Source organism: Streptomyces sp. ISL-10 (genome assembly GCF_018614575.1).
GTDB lineage: Bacteria > Actinomycetota > Actinomycetes > Streptomycetales > Streptomycetaceae > Streptomyces.
Genome location: NZ_JAGGOJ010000013.1, coordinates 15953 through 35228, shown reverse-complemented (window position 1 = coordinate 35228; position 19276 = coordinate 15953). Strand labels below are relative to the sequence as shown.

11 protein-coding genes are annotated in these 19276 nt (G+C 71.1%); 5 read left to right on the top strand and 6 right to left on the bottom strand.

Features of this window, described 5'->3' with window-relative positions; all coding sequences use genetic code 11:
• Nucleotides 1–86: 86 nt before the first annotated feature.
• Nucleotides 87–3512 (bottom strand): bifunctional glycosyltransferase/CDP-glycerol:glycerophosphate glycerophosphotransferase, encoded by a 3426-nt coding sequence (locus tag J7E88_RS16780; protein WP_215181796.1) that lies wholly within the window; start codon nt 3510–3512, stop codon nt 87–89.
• 284 nt (nt 3513–3796) lie between these two features.
• Entirely contained in the window at nt 3797–4414 is a 618-nt protein-coding gene (locus J7E88_RS16775) for a TetR/AcrR family transcriptional regulator (protein WP_215181794.1), read from the bottom strand.
• 121 nt (nt 4415–4535) lie between these two features.
• On the opposite strand from J7E88_RS16775, the gene J7E88_RS16770 reads away from it, so the two are divergent.
• From J7E88_RS16770 to J7E88_RS16760, 3 genes are read left to right on the top strand one after another with little or no spacing between them, the layout of a single operon-like run.
• Nucleotides 4536–5459, top strand: a complete 924-nt coding sequence (locus J7E88_RS16770) for an ABC transporter permease (RefSeq protein ID WP_215181792.1) — start codon at nt 4536–4538, stop codon at nt 5457–5459.
• A complete protein-coding gene (locus J7E88_RS16765; RefSeq protein ID WP_215181790.1) occupies nt 5452–6231 on the top strand; it encodes an ABC transporter ATP-binding protein in 780 nt (259 codons plus the stop codon). The genes J7E88_RS16770 and J7E88_RS16765 overlap by 8 nt, the downstream gene beginning before the upstream one ends.
• A 43-nt stretch (nt 6232–6274) precedes the next feature.
• Complete coding sequence (locus tag J7E88_RS16760) at nt 6275–7207, top strand: serine/threonine-protein kinase (protein ID WP_215181788.1); 933 nt, start codon at nt 6275–6277, stop codon at nt 7205–7207.
• Nucleotides 7208–7604: 397 nt separating this feature from the next.
• Here J7E88_RS16760 and J7E88_RS16755 read toward each other — a convergent pair whose 3' ends face one another.
• A complete protein-coding gene (locus tag J7E88_RS16755) occupies nt 7605–12539 on the bottom strand; it encodes an NAD-glutamate dehydrogenase (RefSeq protein ID WP_215181786.1) in 4935 nt (1644 codons plus the stop codon).
• A 367-nt stretch (nt 12540–12906) separates the two neighbouring features.
• On the opposite strand from J7E88_RS16755, the gene J7E88_RS16750 reads away from it, so the two are divergent.
• Entirely contained in the window at nt 12907–13479 is a 573-nt protein-coding gene (locus J7E88_RS16750; RefSeq protein ID WP_215181784.1) for a DJ-1/PfpI family protein, read from the top strand.
• Between the two features lie 48 nt (nt 13480–13527).
• On the opposite strand, the gene J7E88_RS16745 is transcribed toward J7E88_RS16750, so the two are convergent.
• Both J7E88_RS16745 and J7E88_RS16740 read right to left on the bottom strand, forming a co-directional pair.
• A complete protein-coding gene (locus J7E88_RS16745) occupies nt 13528–14205 on the bottom strand; it encodes an HAD family hydrolase (protein WP_215181782.1) in 678 nt (225 codons plus the stop codon).
• Between the two features lie 57 nt (nt 14206–14262).
• Entirely contained in the window at nt 14263–14769 is a 507-nt protein-coding gene (locus tag J7E88_RS16740) for a hypothetical protein (protein WP_215181780.1), read from the bottom strand.
• Nucleotides 14770–15047: 278 nt separating this feature from the next.
• Here J7E88_RS16740 and J7E88_RS16735 point away from each other — a divergent pair, with 278 nt between their 5' ends.
• Entirely contained in the window at nt 15048–15479 is a 432-nt protein-coding gene (locus J7E88_RS16735; RefSeq protein WP_215181778.1) for an Rv3235 family protein, read from the top strand.
• A gap of 812 nt (nt 15480–16291) precedes the next feature.
• On the opposite strand, the gene secA is transcribed toward J7E88_RS16735, so the two are convergent.
• A complete protein-coding gene (secA, locus tag J7E88_RS16730; protein WP_215181776.1) occupies nt 16292–19111 on the bottom strand; it encodes a preprotein translocase subunit SecA in 2820 nt (939 codons plus the stop codon).
• Between the last annotated feature and the right edge of the window lie 165 nt (nt 19112–19276).

Sequence of the window (19276 nt, the reverse complement as noted above, 5' to 3'; positions counted from 1 at the left end):
AGGTCCATGCCGGGGTGAACCGAACGATGCCGGCACCGGTTTCCACCGACCTTTTCGAAACCGCAGAACCCCGGTCTTCTCGACGGTCAGACCCCGGCCTCCTTCAGGATGCGGTCGGCGACCGTGACGGCGGCGTTCGCGTCGTCGAGGTCGCAGAACACCTGGCGGAACGCCGCGTACGCCTGCTCGTGGCCGGCGGTCGCCGCGGCGGGATCGCGCAGCGCCGCGATCAGCTCGGCGCCGTCGGGGACGAGCGGTCCCGGTGCCTGCTTCTCGAAGTCGAAGCAGAAGCCGCGCAGGGTGTCCCGGTAGTGCTCCAGGTCGTAGGTGTGGAACAGCATGGGGCGGCCGGTGTGCGCGAAGTCGAACATCAGCGAGGAGTAGTCCGTGACCAGCACATCGCTGACGAGCATCAGCTCGGCGACATCGGGGTAGCGCGAGACGTCACGGGCGAAGCCGCCGGTGTCGGGCAGCCGGTCGTTCACCAGGTAGTGGCGGCGGACGAGCAGCACATGACTGTCGCCGAGGGCGGCGCGTGCCGCGGCCAGGTCGAGCCGGAGGTCGAGGGCGTAGCGGCCGCCGCCCTTGGGACGGTCCTCGCGCCAGGTCGGGGCGTACAGCACGACGGTCCTGCCGTCCGGGATGCCGAGGTGCTCGCGGACGCTCGCGGCCACCTTGGCCCGGTCCTCGGCGTGCAGCAGGGCGTTGCGCGGATACCCGGACTCGACGACCTCGCCGTCGTAGCCGAAGGCGCGGCGCAGGATCGGGGTGGAGAAGCGGTTGGGCGAGACCAGCACGCTCCACTGCGCGGCACGGGCGGGCAGGGACTCGATGTAGGGCCGGTTCGCCTGAGGGGTGCCCAGCAGGTCCCGGCCGATGCGCTTGAGCGGTGTGCCGTGCCAGGTCTGCACCACGAACTGGCCGGTGCCGCGCTCGAACCACTCCGGCAGCTGGGTGTTGGTCACCACCGCCCGGGCGGTGGCCAGGGCCTCGTGCCACTCCGCGCCGCCGTACGGGACGGCCCGCACCCCTGCGGGCAGCCTCGCCTGCTGGTCGCGCACGGCCCACACAGGCTCCAGCGGGCTCTCACGGCGCAGCAGTTCCTCATGGACGGCGCGCGGCGAGTCGGAGAACTGGCGTCCGTCGAAGCTGCTGAACAGGACCGTGTCGCGGCGCGGACCGACGCGCAGGGCGGCGGCGTGCTCGCGCATGCGCCGCTCGGCCACGCCGCCGCGCTCGTGGGCGGCCAGGACCGGCCTCGACTCCAGGAGGAGCTGGTCGTGATAGCGGCGGTCGAGCGCGAAATCGCGTCCGTGCACGTGCTCCACGGCGGGTACGGCAGCGTGCTCGGCGGGCGCGAGGCGCAACGGTGTGTAGCGCGCCGGGTCGCTCTCGCCGCGCTCGCGGAGGAACAGGAACCACCGGCCCTCGGCGAGCGGCAGTTCACCGCCGGGCCCGTCGACCGCGGCGGGGGCGATCACGGCACGGAAACGGCCGTCCCGCAGCTCGTGGGGGCAGACGGCCTCCTCCTGGCAGCCGCTGTGCTGGAGCACCAGCTCGGGCCGGCGCAGGGCGTGCCGGGGGAAAGCGCCCTCGATGACGAGTTCGCCGGAGATCGCCCACGCGAAGGTGTCGACGAGGGGCTGCGGGATCTGGTCGTTGAGTACGAGGTTGCCGGACGCGCCCCGGGTGACGGCGAGTTCACGGGCCGGATCGCCGAGCTGGTATTGCCCGGGAGCGGTCGTACGGGACACGGCCACGGGCACGCGGCTGCCGTCGGCGCGGACGAGGCGGACGGTCCAGGCCGAGGTGCGCGGTGCCTCCGCTCCGCTGCTCCCGAGGACGATGTCGGCGGCGAATCCACCCGACGGCCCGACCACGACGGGGACTTCACGCTGCTCCTGCGTGTGGCGGTTGTGCAGCAGCAGCGCCTTGGGGGCCGGGCCGGTCGTGGTCCCCTCGATCCGCACGCCGCCGTCCGTGGCCCGGTGGGCGGTGAGCCGGGCCACGACCCGTTCCGCCTTCAGACGCAGCTTGTTGCCGGACAGGTGGGGCACGATGCGCAGGTCGTCGCGCACGTCGTGGACGGCAGGGGCCGCCCGGTTGCCGAGCAGGCGCAGGGGACCGCGGCGGAAGATCCCGCCCGCGAGGATGCCGACCTCGAGGTTCCACGTGCCGGTCCGCAGCCGCGCCGGGTCGACGACGGTCTCGAACCCCGCCCGTTCGTAGGAGTGCAGGCTCTGCCGCGAGTCGGCGCTCGCCTCGGGAACGCCCGCGGGGCGCAGACGCAGCGGGATCACGCGCCTGCGCCCGGACCGCAACCAGCCGAACGTACGCGGCCGTCGCTCGCCGGCCGGGTGGTTGCGGACGTACGCGTACCCCTTGAGGTGCAGCTTTCCGTCCCGCCACACCGCCTCGGTGAGGTCGGAAACGACCGGCAGGTCGGCGGGGCCGGGCCGGTCGACGCCACGGGGGAGGGGTGCGGTGAGCGGCGGGTACACGGCGCGGCGGGCGCGCGGGCCTTGCACGCGGAACACGTCGCGGCCCTCCTTCTTCTGGAAGGCGAGGAAGGCCAGCAGCTCGGCGAGGCGCCCCTCGCGCACGAGTTGCCACGCGACGCGCAGATGCAGCGCGAGCCCGTCCAGGACGTGCCGGGGCACGCTGTTCACGAACTCCCCGGCGTGCCGCAGGAAGGCGTCGTGGTACGCCTCGTCGCCGTCGGGGAGGGCGTCCATGAAGAGCATCAGGTCGCTGGCGAGCACGCTCGCCTCGTAGCGCCGCCGCGCCTCGCCGCCGAGGAGGTCGCGTGCCGCGGTGACGGAGGCGACCCGGTCCCGCACAGCCGCGGGCCGCGCCCTGCGGGTCGTGATCGACCCGTCGCGGTCGCGCCACAGGTAGACCGTGTCGTGCAGGACGTCGACGGAGCGGGCGAGGAAGTGCGCGGGGACGATGACGGGGATGTCCTCGAAGAGGACGCCTTCGGGGAATGCGAAGGAGTTCCGGTCCCAGAACTCCCTGCGGAAGACCTTGTTGCAGGCGATGCGGTCGTACAACAGCGCCCAGTGCCTGGTGACGTGGGTGGCAATACGGGACGTGGCCATCGGTTCGCGGAACATGGGCGACTGCTGCGTCCTGCCGCCGGCCCGCAGCCGGTGGACGTTGCCGGTGGCGAAGTCCGACCCCGAGGCGTCGAGTGAGCCGACCATCTTCTCGTACGCGTCGGGGGGCACGACGTCGTCGCTGTCGACGAACGCGAGGAACTCTCCGGACGCCCGTCTGATCCCGGCGTTGCGCGCGGCCCCGAGGCCGGCGTTCTCCTGTGAGACCAGCGTGAAACGCTGATCGTCCGCGACGAAGCGCCGGGCGATGTCACCGCTGCCGTCGGTGGAGCCGTCGTCGACCATGACGACCTCGATGTCCCGCAGACTCTGCTCGGCGAGGGAGCGCAGACACTCCTCGAGATAGTCCTCCACGTTGTGGACGGGGACGACGACGCTGAGCCGAATCGGCATGGTGGGCACGTCCGTTCAAGAGCGCATGGTTGCTGCGGAGCACAACCGGCCCGTCGCCCGGGGGTCACCACGCCATGAGCCGAACGGGTGACCCCGGGGGCGCGCACGGGTTCGCGCGCGCCGACGGCGGACACGTGTCCGCGCCATGCGCCCCCACGCCGCACACCTCGGCGCCAGGCGCCTGCGCGTCACGCACCCGGGCACCACACATCTTCGCGCCACGCACGCCGACGCACCCGGGTGCCACGCACCGCCACGCACCGCCGCGCGCTCCTGCCGCGGTGTCAGGACTTGAGCGCCGCCACCGCCGCTCGCGCCAACTCGTCCAGGTATCCCTTCGGCAACCCGCCCCGCACCACCGCCAGCCGCCAGTACAGCGGCCCCACGATCAGATCCAGCGCCCTGTCGGGGTCCGTGTCCTGCGGGAGTTCTCCTCTGGCGACCGCCTCGCGGACGACCACCGCCGCCACCCCTTGCTGGCTGTCCAGCAGCGCCGCCTTGATCGCGTCCGAGATCTCGGGGTTGCGCGCCGACTCCACCAGCAGGTCCGGGATCACCTGCGACGCCACCGGGTGGCGCAGTGCGTGCGCAGCGACCTCCAGCAGCGCCCGTACGTCCCCGTGCAGCGATCCCGTCGACGGCGCGGGCAGGCCCTGGACCGCGACGGCCGAGACCAGGTCCAGCACGAGCGACAGCTTCGACTTCCAGCGCCGGTAGACCGCCGTCTTGCCGACGCCCGCCCGCCGGGCGATCCCTTCGATGGACATACGCGCGAAGCCGACCGCCGCCAGTTCCTCGAAGACGGCCTTGCGGATCGCGTCGGTCACGTCCTCGCGGAGCACGGCGGCTCCTGCGGGGGCGCGGCGCGGGGTTCCGGAGTCCGTAGGCATGGCCGGAATCATACCCGTGACGACGAAACGGTTGCGTTCCGACGCGAGGGGGTCCTACCCTCGCCGTAGCGACGATACGGTCCCGTTCCATTGAAGACTGCTGTCCGCCGTCACCACGAAAGCGACCACCCGCGTGATCACAGCCACCGCCTCCCGGCCTCCCGCCGGCGCCCCTGCCGCCGCCCCGCCCACCGACCTGGCCGCGCTCGCCGCGCGCCACGGCCTCACGGTCAGCGGCGCGCGCCCCGCCCTCGGCGCGTACATCCGTCAGCTCTGGTCGCGGCGGCACTTCATCACCGCCTTCGCCACCGCCAAGCTCACCGCCCAGTACAGCCAGGCCCGCCTCGGCCAGGTCTGGCAGCTCGCGACCCCCCTGCTCAACGCAGCCGTCTACTACCTGATCTTCGGCCAGCTGCTCGGCACCGGCGACGACGTGCCCGACTTCGTGCCGTTCCTCGTCACGGGTGTGTTCATCTGGACGTTCACAGCGAACTCGATCACGGCCGGCACCCGCGCGATCTCCGGCAACATCGGGCTCGTCCGCGCACTGCACTTTCCCCGGGCCGCCCTGCCCATCGCACTCGCCCTCCAGCAGTTGCAGCAGCTGCTCTTCTCGCTCGGCGCCCTCGTCGCCATCCTGTTCTGCTTCGGCGAGTTCCCGAGGCCCTCCTGGCTGCTGGCGGTCCCCGCGCTCGTCCTCCAGGCCATGTTCAACACCGGCCTGTCGATGGCCATGGCCCGGATCGCCGCCCGCACCCCCGACGTCGCGCAGCTGATGCCGTTCGTCCTGCGCACCTGGATGTACGCGTCCGGTGTGATGTGGTCCATCGACAAGGTCCTCGGCAGCGACCGGGTGCCCCACCTGGTGGCCGCCGTGATCCGGTACAACCCGGCCGCGCTCTACATCGACCTCGTCCGCTTCGCGTTCATCGAGTCCTTCACCGCCGACCGGCTGCCCCCTCATGTGTGGGCCGCCGCCCTGCTGTGGGCCGTAGTCCTCGGCGCCGGCGGTTTCGTGTACTTCTGGAAGGCAGAGGAGCAGTACGGCCGTGGCTGACCCCGAGGAGCCCGTTCCCACCGTCGTCGTCGACGGCGTCCACATCACCTACAAGGTCAACGGCGCCCGCACCGGCCGGGGCAGCGCCACTTCCGCCCTCAGCCGGCTCGTCTCCCGGCGCGCCACGCCCGGCGTACGCGAGGTGCACGCGGTCAAGGGCGTCAGCTTCGCCGCGTACAAGGGCGAGGCGATCGGCCTCATCGGCTCCAACGGCTCCGGGAAGTCCACCCTGCTCAAGGCCATCGCCGGTCTCCTGCCCACCGCCGAGGGCAAGGTCTGGACCCACGGCCAGCCGTCTCTCCTCGGCGTCAACGCGGCCCTCATGTCCGACCTGACCGGCGAGCGCAATGTCGTCCTCGGCGGTCTCGCGATGGGCATGACCCGCGAGCAGATCCGCGAACGGTACGACGGCATCGTGGACTTCTCCGGGATCAACGACAAGGGCGACTTCATCTCGCTGCCGATGCGCACGTACTCCTCCGGCATGGGCGCCCGGCTGCGCTTCTCCATCGCCGCTGCCAAGAGCCACGACGTGCTGCTGATCGACGAAGCACTTTCCACCGGTGACGCCCGCTTCCGGCGCCGCAGCCAGCAGCGCATCGACGAGCTGCGCAAGGAGGCGGGCACGGTCTTCCTGGTCAGCCACAGCAACTCGACGATCACCGAGACCTGCGACCGCGCGATCTGGCTGGAGGCGGGCGTCCTGCGGATGGACGGGCCGGCGAAGGAGGTCGTGGCGGCGTACGAGGAGTTCACGGGCGGGAGGAAGTGACGCCGGCCGGGTAGGCTCCCCTGCCGTCGGCTAGGGGGTCGGGATGGGTGGCACGCGGGGGCCGGAGCCGTTGCGGGAGGAGGATCCGCGCCGGATCGCGGGGTACGCCCTGCGGGCGCGGATCGGCGAAGGCGGCATGGGCACCGTGTTCCTGACGCGCACGCGTGGTGACGCCCTGCCCGTCGCGCTGAAGCTGATCCGCCGCGAACACGCCGAGAACGAGAAGTTCCGGCGCCGTTTCGCCCGTGAGGTCCAGGCGGCGCGCACGGTGCAGGGCCGCCATCTGGTGCCCGTCGTGGACCACGACGCGGAGGCGGAACGGCCGTGGCTGGCCACTCGTTACGTGCCGGGGCTGCCGCTCGACGAGGCGCTGCGCGAGTTCGGCCCGCTGCCGCTCGCCTGCGTCCTGCAACTGACGGCCTGCGCGGCGCACGCGCTGAGTGCGGTGCACGCGGCCGGGCTGATCCACCGGGACGTGAAGCCCGCCAACCTGCTGCTGACGGCACAGGGGCCCTGGCTGCTCGACTTCGGCATCGCGCGCGCCGCCGACGGCACGTCGGCGCTGACCACGGTGGGGCGGATGGTCGGTACGCCGAAGTACATGTCCCCCGAGCACGCGCTGGGGCGCGAACTGACGCCCGCGTCCGACGTGTTCACGCTCGGCCTCATCGCCGCGGAGGCGGCGACGGGACGCCACCCGTACGGCGAGGGCGGCGGCCTGGTCGTCGCAACCCGCATCGCGGGCACGGCCCACGAACCCCCCGACCTGAGCGCCCACCCCGAACCTCTGCGCCACCTCCTGACGGCAACGCTCTCCCCCCGCCCGGAGGACCGCCCGTCGACGAACGAACTGGCGTCGCTGTGCACCCCGACGCACAACCTCTCGACCTGGCTCCCGCCGGCTGTGTCGACGGCCGTCACGTCGGTGGAACGAGCCTCCGCCCTCCCGGACCCCCGCACTTCCCGCTGGCCCTGACGGCTCCACCGGCGGGCGCTCCCAGGACCCGGGAGGCCAAGGTGGTGGGGACGGCACGCGGCCTCCTGACGTCAGTCCGGCCACGCCCCCGCGGCACGAAGCCGCCGCCCTGGGGCATCGGCCCCCCGCCCCCGCACGGCCAGAGATCAGCGGTCCGAGACCACGCTCCCGGGCCGGGCACGCCCGCGGCGCGAAGCCGCCGCTCCGGCGGACACGGCCTCGGCACCCAGCCTGCGGGACGGACACGCGCGCACAGGGCCACGCCCGCGGCGCGAAGCCGCCGTTCCAGGGGGCTGGGGGTCAGCCCCCACCACCCAGGGGTCCGGGGCGCAGCCCCGGTTACGGGAAGGGGCGGGGCGGGGCGGGGGGCAACCCCCGCCCCGCCCCACTCGTCCCGTCAGTGATGCGCCCGCAGCAACTGCCGCATCGTCCTCATCGCCACCGACAGATTCGCCAGATCGAACGTGTCCGAGCCCTGGATCTCGTCCAGCGTCGACCGCGCACGCCCCAGCAGCGCCGCGTTCTTCTGCTCCCAGGACTTGAAGCGCTCCTCCGGCGTCGCGCTGCCGTTGCCCACCGACAGGACGTCCGCCGTCAGCGCCGCGTGGGCCGCGTACAGGTCCTCGCGGATCGAGGCGCGGGCCATCGACTGCCAGCGGTCCGCCCGCGGCAGCTCGATGATCCGGTCCATCAGCTGCGTGATGGAGAGCCGGTCCGCGAGGTCGTAGTACACCTCGGCGACCGCCAGCGGCTCCTGCCCCGTACGGTCCGCGATCGCGACGATGTCCAGCGTCGGGAACGCCGACGAGAAACCGGCCACCCGCAGCGCGAGGTCCTCGGGCACACCCGCCCCGGTGAGCTCGTCCAGGATGCCCTGGTACCACTCGAGGTCCGCGCCGCGCAGCATCTTCGGCAGCGAGGCCCACACCTCCTCCACCCGCTCGGAGAAGAACTCGATGGTCTCCGCCAGCTCCAGCGGCTGCGGCCGGTTGCCCAGCAGCCAGCGCGTGCCGCGCTCGACGAGCCGGCGCGAATGCAGCCGGATACGCGTCTGGACTTCGGCCGCGACCTGGTTGTCCAGCGCCTCCACGGCGTCCCAGACCCCGCTCAGACCGAAGATCTCGCGCGCCGCGGTCTGCGCCCGCACGACCTCCTCGATCGACGCGCCGGTCTCCTCCCGCAGACGGTGCAGGAAGGTCGAACCACCGGTGTTCACCGTGTCGTTGACCAGCACGGTCGTGACGATCTCGCGCCGCAGGGCGTGCGCGTCGATCGCGTCCGGGAACTGCTCGCGCAGCGGCTTGGGGAAGTACGCGTGCAGCAGCCGGCGCAGGTACGGGTCGTCCGGCAGCGACGTACGGATCAGCTCGTCGGCCACCGTGATCTTGGTGTACGCCAGCAGGACGGCCAGCTCCGGCTGGCTGAGCCCCTTGCCGGCGTTCAGCAGCTCACGGATCTGCCGGTCGTGGGGCAGGAACTCCAGCGCCCGGTCCAGGTGCCCGTCCCGCCCGAGGCGCCGCATGAAGCGCTGGTGGGCGTGGAGCAGGGACGGCGACTGGGCGACCGCGTTGGCGAGGGCGGTGTTCTGCGCGTAGTTGTTGCGCAGGACGAGCGCGCCGACCTCGTCGGTCATCTTCGCCAGCAGCTGGTTGCGCTGCTTGACGGTCATGTCGCCGTCCGTGACCAGCCCGTTGAGCAGGATCTTGATGTTCACCTCGTGGTCGGAGGTGTCCACACCGGCGCTGTTGTCGATCGCGTCCGTGTTGACCTTGCCGCCGTGGCGGTCGAACTCGATGCGGCCCAGCTGGGTCAGGCCCAGGTTGCCGCCCTCGCCGACGACGCGGACGCGGAGGTCCTCGCCGTTGACGCGGATCGCGTCGTTGGCCTTGTCGCCGACGTCGGCGTGCGACTCGGTCGACGCCTTGACGTACGTACCGATGCCGCCGTTCCACAACAGGTCGACCGGGGCCTTGAGGATGGCCTGCATCAGCTCGGCGGGCGTCATCTTGGAGGTGCCCGGCTCGATGCCGAGGGCCTCGCGCATCGCCGCGTTGAGGGGGATCGACTTGGCGGTGCGCGGGTGGATGCCGCCGCCATGGGACAGCAGCGCCGTGTTGTAGTCGGCCCACGACGAGCGCGGCAGCTCGAAGAGCCGGCGGCGCTCGGCGTACGAGACGGCCGCGTCGGGCGTCGGGTCGATGAAGATGTGGCGGTGGTCGAAGGCCGCGACGAGCCGGATGTGCTCGCTGAGCAGCATGCCGTTGCCGAACACGTCACCGGACATGTCTCCGACGCCGACGACGGTGAAGTCCTGGGTCTGGGTGTCGTGGCCCAGCTCGCGGAAGTGCCGCTTGACCGACTCCCATGCGCCGCGGGCCGTGATGCCCATGCCCTTGTGGTCGTAGCCGGCCGAGCCGCCGGAGGCGAAGGCGTCGCCCAGCCAGAAGTTGTAGGCGACGGCCACCTCGTTGGCGATGTCGGAGAAGGACGCGGTGCCCTTGTCCGCGGCGACGACCAGGTAGGTGTCGTCCTCGTCGTGCCGGACGACCTGGGCCGGCGGGACGACCTCGCCCGCGACCATGTTGTCGGTGATGTCGAGCAGCGCGGAGATGAAGGTCCGGTAGCAGGCGATGCCCTCGGCGAGCCAGGCGTCGCGGTCCACGGACGGGTCCGGGAGCTGCTTGGCGACGAAGCCGCCCTTCGCGCCGACCGGCACGATCACGGTGTTCTTGACCATCTGCGCCTTGACCAGGCCGAGGATCTCCGTACGGAAGTCCTCACGCCGGTCGGACCAGCGCAGACCGCCTCGCGCGACCTTGCCGAAGCGCAGGTGCACGCCCTCGACGCGGGGCGAGTACACCCAGATCTCGAAGGCGGGGCGGGGGGCCGGCAGGTCGGGGATGGCCTGCGGGTCGAACTTCATCGACACGTAGCCGTGCTGCTTCCCGCTCTGCGCGGCCTGGAAGAAGTTGGTGCGCAGCGTCGCCTTGATGACGGTGAGGAACGACCGCAGGATGCGGTCCTCGTCCAGGCTGGCGACCTGGTCGAGCGCGCCGTCGACCTCCTCGAGGAGGCCGTCGATCAGCTCGGTGCCCGCCCGCTGGCGGTCCGGCGACATCCGGGCCTCGAAGAGGGAGACGAGCAGCCGGGTGGTGTGGACGTTGTTGCGGAGGGTGTCCTCCATGTAGTCCTGGCTGAACGTCGACCCGGCCTGGCGCAGGTACTTGGCGTACGCACGCAGCACCATCGCCTCACGCCAGTTGAGCCCGGCGCCGAGGACCAGCGAGTTGAAGCCGTCGTTCTCGGCCTCGCCCGTCCACACGGCGGCGAAGGCGTCCTGGAACCGCTCGCGGGCGTCGTCGGCGAGGTAGTCGCCGTTGCCGCCGGAGCGTGGCATGCGCAGACCGAAGTCGTAGATCCAGGCGTGCGTACGGTCGGCGCAGCGCAGCTCGTACGGACGCTCGTCGACGACCTCGCAGCCGAGGCGCTGCAGGACCGGCAGCACGGCGGACAGGGAGACCTGCTCGCCGGTCCGGTAGATCTTGAAGCGGCGCTCGCCCGGGGCCGCGCCGACCGGCTCGTACAGCGAGAGGGCGAAGTCCTTGTCGGAGTGGGTGAGCTCCTCCATGCGGACGAGGTCGGCCACGGCGGAGCGCGGCGTGTGGTCGGCCTTGTAGCCCTCGGGGAAGGCGTTCCCGTAGCGGCGCAGCAGCTCGGCGGCGCGTTCCTCGCCGAATTCGGCGTTCAGCGCCTCGCCGAAGCCGTCGGCCCAGGAGCGGGCCGCCTCGACCAGCCGGGCCTCGATGCGTTCGGTGTCGGCGTCGGTCAGGTCGGGCAGCACGGTGCCGGCCGGGACGCGGACGACGAAGTGGAGCCGGGACAGGATCGATTCGGTGTTCCACGCGGTGAAGTCGACGCTGGTGCCGCCGAGCTCCTCCTTGAGGATGTCGATCAGACGCAGGCGGACGCCGGTGGTGTAGCGGTCGCGCGGCAGGTAGATCAGGGCGGAGTAGTAGCGCCCGTACTCGTCCTGGCGCAGGTACAGCCGCAGCCGGCGGCGCTCCTGGAGGTAGAGCACGCTGGTGACGATCGACCGGAGCTGGTCGACGGGCGTCTGGAACAGCTCGTCGCGCGGGTACGTCTCCAGGATCTGCAGCAGGTCGCGGCCGTCGTGGCTGTTCGGCGAGAAGCCGGCGCCCTCGAGGACCTCGTCCACCTTCCGGCGGATGACGGGCACGCGGCGCACGGACTCTGTGTACGCGGCGGAGGAGAACAGACCGAGGAAGCGGCGCTCGCCGACGACGTTGCCCTCGGCGTCGAACTTCTTGACGCCGACGTAGTCGAGGTAGGAGGGCCGGTGCACGGTGGCGCGGCTGTTGGCCTTCGTCAGCACGAGCTGCTTGTGCTCGCGGGCCTTGGCGCGGGCATCGGCGGGCAGCCTGCTGAAGGACGGGCTGACCGGGTGCGCCTCGTCCTCGCTGTGGTGCGGGTCGGAGCGCAGTATGCCGAGGCCGGTGCCGGGGACGGCGGCGAGCGCGTCGCCGTTGACGAGCTCGTACTCGCGGTAGCCGAGGAACGTGAAGTGGTCGGCCGCGAGCCAGCGCAGCAGCTCACGGGCCTCCTCGACCTCCTGCTCGCGCAGGTCGTCGGCGGTGGGCTCGTTCGGGAGCTCGTCGGCGATGCGCAGCGCGCTGTCGCGCATCTTCTCCCAGTCCTCGACCGCCTCGCGGACGTCGGACAGGACACGCAGCAGGTCGGCGGTGATCTGCTTGAGGTCGGCGCGGTCGGTCTCGCGGTCCATCTCGACGTGGATCCAGGACTCGACGAACGCGTCGTGCGGCAGGTCCTTGGTGCTCGCCTCGGCCGGCAGCACCTCGATGAGCCGGCCTGTCACATCGCGGCGGACGACGACCTGCGGGTGGATCACGACATGGATGCCGCGGCCCTGCCGGGAGAGCTCATTGGTGACCGAGTCGACCAGGAAGGGCATGTCGTCGGTGACGACCTCGACGACGGAGTGGCTGCATGTCCACCCGTTCTCTTCCACGGTCGGGGTGTGCACGCGGACGTTCGCCGTGCCCTGCGGGCGGTTTTCGGCGAGCCGGTAGTGGGAAAGTGCAGCACCGAAGACGTCGACCGGGTCACGGTCGGCCAGGTCCTCCGGAGCGGTGTGCAGGTAGTAGCGCTGGAGGAACATGAGCAGGGTGTCCCGGTCGGGACGCTTTCCCTGCTCGTCCCCAGTCGGAAGGTGCCCCCCGACCGGGCTGTTCTCAGCTACCCGGGCGGCCCGTGCGAGCAGCTCGGCCTTGGCTTCGTCCAGCTTGGTCTGCATGTCCTCTGGCTCCTGTCGCGCGCCGTTGCGTGACGTAGGTGAAAGATGCCGCGACGCAACGCCACGACGCGGGGTGTCCGGTCGCAGTCGACGTTATGACGCGATGAGAGAAGTCCGGTCCGTTATCAGCCGAATAGGGCGGGAAGGCCGGACAGAGAAGATCAGGTATCGCCCGGGCGCTGTGGCGCTCCGGGCGCAGGCCGGGGGCTTCGCTGCCCCCACGGCGTATCGCGCTGATCACGCCCCCAGGCTATCGCCCCTGACCCCCGAACCGTCATGAGCCGTATGTGTACAAAAGAGTGCCCCGAAGTTTGACACTCTGGACAGCGACACAGGCCCTTCTGGCAACCACTCACCGGGAGCAGCCATGACCACGAAGATCCTCATCGTCACCGGGGACGCCGCCGAATCGCTGGAAGTCCTCTATCCCTACCAGCGGCTGCTGGAGGAAGGGTACGAGGTGCACATCGCGGCACCCACCCGGAAAAAGCTCCAGTTCGTCGTGCACGACTTCGAGCCGGGCTTCGACACGTACACCGAGAAGCCGGGCTACACCTGGCCCGCCGACCTGGCCTTCTCCGAGGTGGACGCCGGGGCGTACGCCGCCGTCGTCGTCCCCGGCGGGCGCGCCCCGGAGTATCTGCGCAACGATGCCGAGCTGCGCAAGATTCTCAAGGCCTTCTTCGACGCGGACAAGCCCGTGGCGCAGATCTGTCACGGCCCCTTGCTCACGGCGGCGATCGGCGGCCTGGAGGGCCGCCGGGTGACCGCCTACCCGGCTCTGGAGCTGGACATGCAGGCGGCCGGAGCGTCGTTCAAGGACGCGGAGGCCGTCGTCGACGGCACCCTCGTCTCCTCGCGGGCCTGGCCGGACCACGCGGCGTGGATGCGCGCCTTCCTCAAGGTGCTGCGCGAGAAGGCGCCCCTGGTCCGGGACTGACCGGAGCCCCTGAAGGCTGCCCGGCCCGCCGCCCGGCCGGCCGGGCGGCTATGCCGCCGAGACGAGCTCCTCCGCCACGGCCACGGCCTCCTCCAGTGAGTCCACCACCGGCGCCCCCGCCTTCTCCAGACTCCCCCTGCTGTGCGATCCGCCGGTGTACAGCACGGCCTTCGCCCCGACGTGGCCGGCCGCCACGGCGTCGTCCGCCGCGTCACCGATGACCACGACCCGGTCGGGCGCAACGCCCTCCAGCGCGGACAGGTGGCGCACCATGTGCTCCGCCTTGCCCGTGGCCGAGGCGCCGAGCCGCCCGTCCACCCGGACGAACCGCTCCTCGATGCCGTGCCGTCGCACGATCGGTATCAGATGCTCATGGGGTGCCAGCGACAGCAACGACTGCGTCAGCCCGGACTCCTGCCGCCGTACGAGCAGCTCGGCCGCGCCCGCCGCGAGGCTGCACGCGTCGGCCCTCGCCCAGTAGTGCTTGTGGAAGGCGGCGTCCATGACGAGCCACTCGTCGTCCGTGGGCAGCCGGCCCATCAGCCGCTCGTAGAAGCGCGGGACCGGCACGCAGTACAGCTCGCGGTAGCGCTCGAGCGTGATCTGCTCGAGGCCGATCTCCGCGAAGGCGGCATTGGTCGCGTCGATGACGGCGCCGATGTCGTCGAGCAGTGTGCCATTCCAGTCCCACACCAGGTGGGCGCTGTGGTTCCCCGAGATCCCCATGCCGACAAACGGTACCGGCCGGGTAGGACAACGCTGCCCGGCCCCTGCCCCGTGTGCTCAGCCGACGATGTTCGGGATCTCCTGCACTCCGTACCAGAGCAGCTCGTGGTCCTCGGCGCCGTCGACCGTGAAGCGGGCGTCGTCGTCGCCGTGATCGGCGGCCCCGAGCGCGTCCACCGCCGCGGTCACGTCCGCCACTGCGTCGTCGGCGTCGACATGGACGGCCGCGGCCTTGGACATCGGCACCGCGGCGCCGATGCGGACCTCACCGAGCGCGCTCGCGTCGAGCACGCTGTCGGGGTCGGCCACCGCGTCCTGGTCCCGTACGTCGACGGCGACGACGACCCGGCGCCGGGCCGCGGACGGAGCGCCTGCCAGCAGGCGCAGAGATGCGGCGGCGGCGCGGCTGAGCGCGGCGTACTCCAGCTCCTCGATGTCGTCCGAGACGTACCACTCGCGCAGTCCCGGGGTGACGGCGTACGCGGACAGCGGGCCGGGACCCAGCTGACCTGTCCTGTGCGCCTCTGCGAGACCGGGAAGGGTCAGGGGGACGTAGACGCGCATGGCTGGCCGCTTTCGTAGTCGGAAATGCGCCCTCAGGATACGTGCGGCGTACCCCTTCGAGCGTGCGCCTGCCCCCTCTCGGACCGTCCACTTCGGTCCCCGCGGAGGCCTTGTGCACCCAGTCGCGGCCAGGGCCGGGTCACCCGGATAGGTGATTCCCGCCGGGGCGTCCGCGGACGACTGGGGCTGTTGCAGCCGGTGGACCCGCGCCGTAGAAGTTCCCCGTCGAAGCTACTTCCCGGTACGGAGCCGGGACAGGCACATCGGGGGCGATCTGCATGGACAGGACCCGGCCCGCAGGCCGACGCGACCAGCGAAGGCCCGCCGCGGCGGCGGCCACGGCACTGGCCCGCGCACGGGGCAGGCAGCACAAACCGCACTACTGGTTCGCCGACCGCCTCCTCGCGGTGCTGAGCGGCCAGCGCCCGGTGCACTGGATGCTCGGGCACACGATCGGCGAAGCGTACGAACAACTGATCCGGCTGGCCCCTGGAGCACCGCTGCGCCCGGCGGACCGGGTGATGCCGGTCGTCCGCCACTGCGGCGAGTTCCACCCGGGCCCGGGCGTGATCGAGGCGTTCGCCCGCATCGGCTCGGGCGACCGGGTCAGCGCGATGGCGTTCCGCCTCGAACAGGGCTCCGACCACCGCTGGCGCTGCGCGGCGGTGGAACTGGGCGGCGAGCGCAACCCGGTGGACAGCGGCGCATGAGCCGGAGGTGGCGAGCACGGGCACCACCTCGGCGGGGTCCGCATGCGGGGGCAGGGCCATCAGGCACGCGCCCGCCGTCCCGCGCCACAAGGCTGCCGCATCGGGGCTGCACTGCGGTGTTGGGTGGCTCGTGGGCCGGTGCGGGCACCGCTGTACGGCGGGGCTGCAGGGCTGGCGCTGGCCGCGTGCCGGCCCGGTACGGGGCCGCTGGACGCCATCCCGCAGGTTCTGCCGAGCATCGGGGCCTGCCAAGCACGCTCAGCCAGACAGGCCACGCCCGCGCGGAAATCAGACCGGCCTCGCGGCACGGGGGCTCCCAGCCTCATGGGATGAAGCCCGGAAGGCGCGTGCCGCCTGGCGGTCGGCACAGGCCGCAGGAACGAGCGTGGACGCTCGCACCCTGAGCGGCTGAGCGGCTGAGCGGGAGGCGGCCGGCTGAACGCCATGTCGCCGGCGACGGCACGCAGGAGGGCAGGAAGCCCGCCCATGGCTCCACAGCTCCTGCGGAGGCCCCGTACCCGCCCTGGAAGCCCGCCAGACTTGTGTGGGCCAACGAGGCGTCCCACCCCCCCTCTGGCGGCTTCAGGTGACACCACGCGCGGGCGCGCCCCGGCCAGGGACGCCCGCACGGCAGACACCGCGCTCCGCAGGGTGCGCCCTGGCCAGGCGGAGGGCGTGCCACCACCGGGCCAGGGCGTCCATTGCCGCCCATGCACGGCCCCGAAGGCCCACCGGCCCCCACGCGCACGGCAACGCGGCCGGGGCCGGACACCACCCTCGGTGTCCGGCCCCGGCCGCGTTGTCCCATGCCCTTACTTCTTGCGGCGGCGACCGCCGCTCTTCGCCGCCTTGCGCCGCTCCGCGCGCGTCATGCCGTCCGTCTCCGACCGCGCCTGTCCGCCGTCGTTCTCGAAGTCGCCCTCGACGATGCCGCCCTCGCCGTCCACCGTGGGCGCCGAGAAGTGCAGCCGGTCCGGACGCTGCGGGGCCTCCAGGCCCTTCGCGCGGATCTCCGGGCGCCCGGCGCCCGCCGGGATCGCCTCCTCCTTTGCCAGCGAGGGCTTCTCCGCGGCGTCCTGCACCGGGACCTCCTCGACCTGCTGCTCGACCTGGACCTCCAGGTTGAACAGGTAGCCGACGGACTCCTCCTTGATGCCCTCCATCATGGCGGTGAACATGTCGAAGCCCTCGCGCTGGTACTCGACCAGCGGGTCCTTCTGCGCCATCGCGCGCAGGCCGATGCCCTCCTGGAGGTAGTCCATCTCGTAGAGGTGCTCGCGCCACTTGCGGTCCAGCACGGACAGCACGACGCGCCGCTCCAGCTCACGCATGATCTCCGAGCCGAGCTGCTTCTCGCGCTCGTCGTACTGCGCGTGGATGTCTTCCTTGATCGACTCGGCGATGAACTCGGCGGTGATACCGGCCCGGTCGCCCGCCGCGTCCTCCAGCTCCTCGACCGTGATCTTCACGGGGTAGAGCTGCTTGAACGCGCCCCACAGCCGGTCGAGGTCCCACTCCTCGGCAAAGCCCTCGACGGTCTCGGCCTGGATGTAGGCGTCGATGGTGTCGTCCATGAAGTGGCGCACCTGCTCGTGCAGGTCCTCGCCCTCCAGGACGCGCCGGCGCTCGCCGTAGATGACCTCGCGCTGGCGGTTGAGCACCTCGTCGTACTTGAGGACGTTCTTACGCGTCTCGAAGTTCTGCTGCTCCACCTGGGACTGCGCGGAGGCGATCGCCCGGGTCACCATCTTGTTCTCGATCGGGACGTCGTCGGGGACGTTCGCCATCGCCATGACGCGCTCGACCATCTGGGCCTTGAACAGACGCATCAGGTCGTCGCCCAGCGACAGGTAGAAGCGGGACTCGCCCGGGTCGCCCTGACGACCGGAACGACCGCGCAGCTGGTTGTCGATACGGCGCGACTCGTGCCGCTCGGTGCCCAGCACATACAGCCCGCCGAGCTCCGTGACCTCGTCGTGCTCCGCCTTCACGGCCGCCTCGGCGCGCTCCAGCGCGGCGGGCAGCGCCGCCGCCCACTCCTCGACGTGCTCGACCGGGTCGAGACCGCGCTGGCGCAGCTCCGCCTCCGCGAGGTCGTCGGGGTTGCCGCCGAGCTTGATGTCCGTACCGCGGCCGGCCATGTTCGTGGCGACGGTGACCGCGCCGCGGCGGCCGGCCTGGGCGACGATCGTCGCCTCACGGTCGTGCTGCTTGGCGTTGAGCACCTCGTGCTGGATGCCGCGCTTGTTCAGCTGCTGCGAGAGGTACTCGGACTTCTCGACCGAGGTGGTGCCGACGAGGATCGGCTGCCCCTTCTCGTGCTTCTCCGCGATGTCGTCCACGACGGCCGCGAACTTGGCGACCTCTGTCCGGTAGATCAGGTCCGACTGGTCCATGCGGACCATCGGCTTGTTGGTCGGGATCGGCACGACGCCGAGCTTGTAGATCTGGTGGAACTCGGCGGCCTCGGTCATGGCCGTGCCGGTCATGCCGGAGAGCTTGTCGTAGAGGCGGAAGAAGTTCTGCAGGGTGATCGTGGCGAGCGTCTGGTTCTCGTCCTTGATGTCCACCCCTTCCTTCGCCTCGATCGCCTGGTGCATGCCCTCGTTGTAGCGGCGGCCGGCGAGGATACGGCCGGTGTGCTCGTCGACGATCATGACTTCGCCGTCGATGACGACGTAGTCCTTGTCCTTCTTGAACAGCTCCTTGGCCTTGATGGCGTTGTTCAGGTAGCCGACGAGGGGTGTGTTGACCGACTCGTAGAGGTTGTCGATGCCCAGCCAGTCCTCGACCTTGGCGACACCCGCCTCGTGGATGGCGACGGTGCGCTTCTTCTCGTCGACCTCGTAGTCGCCGGTCTCCTCGATGCCCTTGAGCGGGTTGCCCGCCTCGCCCTTGGTGAGACGGGTCACAAGCTTGGCGAAGTCCCCGTACCACTTGGTGGCCTGGTCGGCGGGACCGGAGATGATCAGCGGCGTGCGCGCCTCGTCGACGAGGATCGAGTCGACCTCGTCGACACAGGCGAAGTTGTGGCCGCGCTGAACCAGCTCGTCCTTGGACCACGCCATGTTGTCGCGCAGATAGTCGAAACCGAACTCGTTGTTCGTGCCGTACGTGATGTCGCAGTTGTACTGCTCGCGGCGCTGGGCGGGCGTCATGTTCGCCAGGATGCAGCCGACGGTCAGGCCGAGGAACTTGTGCACCCGGCCCATCAGCTCCGAGTCGCGCTCGGCGAGGTAGTCGTTGACCGTGATCAGGTGCACGCCCTTGCCGGACAGCGCGTTCAGATACGCGGGCAGGGTGCCGACGAGGGTCTTGCCCTCACCGGTCTTCATCTCGGCGACGTATCCGAGGTGAAGGGCGGCGCCGCCCATCAGCTGCACGTCGTAATGGCGCTGGCCGAGAACGCGCTTCGCGGCCTCGCGGACGGTGGCGAACGCCTCGGGAAGCAGGTCGTCCAGGCTCTCACCGTCGGCGTGGCGCTCCTTGTACTCCTCGGTGAGCGCCCGCAACTCGGCGTCGGAGAGGTTGACGAAGTCCTCTTCGATGGAGTTGACCTGGTCCGCGATGCGGTGCAGTTTGCGCAGGATCTTGCCTTCGCCTGCACGCATGAGCTTGTTGAAGACGGACACTGAGGTTGGTCTCCTTGCCGGTCGGGCCTGGCACTGGGTCGTGTGACGGACACTGGCGCGGGCACGGCAGGTGGTCCCCACCGCATCGGCCATCGTAAGCGAGGACACCGCCGCGCCGGGAGGTCCATCGTCACGCGGGCCTGCCGTCCGCCATACAGGAGAACG

Coding starts and splice junctions, on each gene's coding strand:
- J7E88_RS16780 (WP_215181796.1), bottom strand. CDS start 3,512: ATGCCGATTCGGCTCAGCGTCGTCGTCCCCGTCCACAACGTGGAGGAC.
- J7E88_RS16775 (WP_215181794.1), bottom strand. CDS start 4,414: ATGATTCCGGCCATGCCTACGGACTCCGGAACCCCGCGCCGCGCCCCC.
- J7E88_RS16760 (WP_215181788.1), top strand. CDS start 6,275: ATGGGTGGCACGCGGGGGCCGGAGCCGTTGCGGGAGGAGGATCCGCGC.
- J7E88_RS16745 (WP_215181782.1), bottom strand. CDS start 14,205: ATGGGGATCTCGGGGAACCACAGCGCCCACCTGGTGTGGGACTGGAAT.
- J7E88_RS16740 (WP_215181780.1), bottom strand. CDS start 14,769: ATGCGCGTCTACGTCCCCCTGACCCTTCCCGGTCTCGCAGAGGCGCAC.
- J7E88_RS16735 (WP_215181778.1), top strand. CDS start 15,048: ATGGACAGGACCCGGCCCGCAGGCCGACGCGACCAGCGAAGGCCCGCC.
- J7E88_RS16755 (WP_215181786.1), bottom strand. CDS start 12,539: ATGCAGACCAAGCTGGACGAAGCCAAGGCCGAGCTGCTCGCACGGGCC.
- J7E88_RS16750 (WP_215181784.1), top strand. CDS start 12,907: ATGACCACGAAGATCCTCATCGTCACCGGGGACGCCGCCGAATCGCTG.